We start from the raw sequence: 2,769 nt of genomic DNA, 5'->3' as shown, positions 1-2,769 counted from the left end.
CGCCAAGGGCCATGCAATTTTGTCGCCACGACGTTCAACCTATCGAAGTCTCGCTGTCTGCTTGCTGATCGGGTATCTGCTCGCATCGGTGGCTTATGTGTGGGGGGCTGCGCTGTGGATTGCGGGAGCACACCCGCATTTTCAGGTGACCGATCTGTTGTTGCCGCGAGCCAATGACGTGGTCATCTTCACGTTTTTTCTGGTGGTCGGGGCCAGCGTGGGCAGTTTCCTGAATGTGGTCGTGTGGCGATTGCCTCAGCGTTTGAACGTCAACGGCCATTCGTTTTGCCCGCGTTGTCACAACCAGCTTCGGGCCCGTGACAACGTGCCCATTCTGGGTTGGCTGTGGTTGAGTGGGCGTTGCCGAGACTGCCGGCTTCCGATCTCGTCCCGTTATCCGATCGTTGAAACGCTGGTCGGGATCACGTTCGCATTGGTGGGCACAACGGAGTTGACGCGGTGGAGTCTGCCGTACTTGGGTGATTCCGTGCGGTGGAATTGGTTGTCGACCCCGGTCGTTGACGCCGATTTATTGACGCTCATGCTGTATCACGCGGTGGCATTGGCGACCGCGTGGGCGGCGGGGCTGATCCGGTTCGACGGGAATCCTTTGCCACCTCGGTTGACGTTGTTCGCGGCGGTGACGCTGATTGGGGGCATGTTCGCATTGCCACAGACGATGGTGGTTCCGTGGCAACTTGTTGACGATTCAATGCCGTTGATGGTTGGGGGGTGGCCTCCGACGGGATGGATGACTCACAGTGGTGATTGGTCGGTGACGCTGGTCCAGATTGGGGTGCGGTTGTTGACGTCTTTGGTGGCAGCGGGTTTTTTCGCGCGAGTGTTGGCGAAGAGCTTTTGCCCTTCGGCGGACATGAAGCTGGACCCGCTCGGTTCATCGACGCGGCGGCTGATTGATTTGATGGTCTTGATTGCGGTCCCCGCGATCGTGGTGGGCTGGCAAGCAGTGATGGGCGTGATCTTGATCGCCGCAATTTTCGCGAGGATGTTGGAACGGTTTCCCTTTGCTCAGTCCCGGGATTCCTTGGGCCGTTTTGCGGTCAGCCTGCCGGTTGCATTGAGTGTGCAATTGTTGCTGTGGCGGGGGCTGGTGGCGTCCCACGTTTGGCCCAGTGAGCAGGCGTCACAACTTGGTTTGGTTGTTTCGTTTTTCGGGGTGTTAACGATTCCGTTGTGGTTAGATGAAAACGGAGAATCGGGGGCTCCAATGGGCGATGAAACAGAAAACGGCGGAATCTCGGATCATTCCGATGAGGACGTTCCAAAGGATCAGGCATCGGGGAAAGACTCAAATGCTTTGCAACAGGGCGACTCGTTCGAGTTAAACTGATCACTCAGCGAACGATCATCAAGTTGAGGGGAAGTGGACGCAGCCAGCTCGAACCGAAACGAAAATGCCACGGCGAAGCCTGCGTCGACGGACGATGTGGCGTTCATTGAAGCTGCATTGTCGGGTGACGCATCCGCGTTTGAAAGCTTGGTGATTCGTCATCAGGACCGGCTGCATCATGCCATGATTCATGTCACTGGTTCCGTGCATGACGCCGAGGAGGTGACCCAGGAAGCCTTCATCCGGGCGTTCGTCAAACTGGACACGTTCCAGCAGAACAGCCAATTCTTCACCTGGCTGTATCGCGTCGCTTTCAACATCGCTTTGTCGCGAAAACGGCGGCAGAAAGTTCGGATGTCGCTGGACCAACAGCGCGAAGAAATTGGCGAAGAAGTCGTTTGTGACGGCGAGGCGGTGGACGCGAATATGATTCGCCAGGACGACGTTTCGCTGGTTCAATCGGCGCTGCAGCAACTCAGCGATCAGCACCGCAGCATTCTTGTCTTGCGAGAGATGAACGAATCTTCTTATGAGGAAATGGCAGAGATTTTGGAACTGTCCATTGGCACCGTTCGCAGTCGTTTGAATCGGGCTAGAAAGCAGTTGCGATTGGCGATTGAGCAACTGCGAGAACCCGAGTCAGAAGTCTCGGATGAACCTGGTTCTTGAGCCAGAGGTGTACGGTTTCGGAACTCTGGAATTTCGCCACACCTTTCCACGTTCAATAACCATGGTCGATCCCACTCCTCAACGAAAGGTTGGCAACCATTTGGATGTCGTGCACGATGTCCGCGGTGGTTCCGAATCTTCGCGATCTGGGCCAGACGGCACGCCGGGCAACCCGCGTCCGTTTTTGGGGATTCAGTTCCGATGTTGTCAAACCTACGGACGCATCTATCGGAATGATCAGCGGACCGCCTATCGAGGCGGGTGTCCCAAATGTGGTGCGCGGGTGGAGGTTCCGATTGGCAGCGGGGGGACGAGCAAACGTTTTTTCTCGGCTGGTTGAGTGCGAAGATCGTTGGCTTCTTCCAAACGCAGGGAAAGCTGTTCAAGCCGAATTGTGTTGATTTATCCACAAAATCGGAAAAAACCTGCCGGTTAGGCCTCGTTACAACCGAAACAGTCCATAGCACCGATCGGACCGGCTGTCAGCCGTTCCCTTTTTCCGCGAGTAACGCGGTCGGTGAATGACACCTCACAAAGGACTGTAGGGAGGCATTTCCATGCGACGCAAATATTTTGGACTGGCGATGGCCGCGATCGCCACGCTGGGGCCTGCTCAGGCCTTTGGCGGTGATCGCGAGATCGCACAGCAAGTCATGCAACGGCTCAAAGTCAGCCGCGATGCAGGTGAACTGAAAAACTTCAACCTTGACATGAAAGTCAACGACGGAGTGGTCGTGTTCCGCGGCACC

2 protein-coding genes and 1 pseudogene are annotated in these 2,769 nt (G+C 56.2%); all 3 read left to right on the top strand.

Annotation, left to right across the window (positions count from 1 at the left end; all coding sequences use genetic code 11):
* A partial coding sequence (locus tag ACF8AM_RS15785; protein ID WP_392556554.1) for a prepilin peptidase occupies positions 1–1,351 on the top strand: 1,351 nt, incomplete at its 5' end.
* A gap of 96 nt (positions 1,352–1,447) precedes the next feature.
* Positions 1,448–2,020, top strand: coding sequence for an RNA polymerase sigma factor (locus tag ACF8AM_RS15780; RefSeq protein ID WP_392556553.1), 573 nt, complete (start codon positions 1,448–1,450; stop codon positions 2,018–2,020).
* Positions 2,021–2,577: 557 nt separating this feature from the next.
* Positions 2,578–2,769 (top strand): annotated as a pseudogene (locus ACF8AM_RS15775) (BON domain-containing protein); the annotation flags it as partial.

This window comes from Rhodopirellula sp. JB055, assembly GCF_043100905.1.
In the GTDB taxonomy this organism is placed as follows: domain Bacteria; phylum Planctomycetota; class Planctomycetia; order Pirellulales; family Pirellulaceae; genus Rhodopirellula.
The sequence above is the reverse complement of the archived record's forward strand: the minus strand, read 5'-3'. Positions and strand labels throughout refer to the sequence as shown.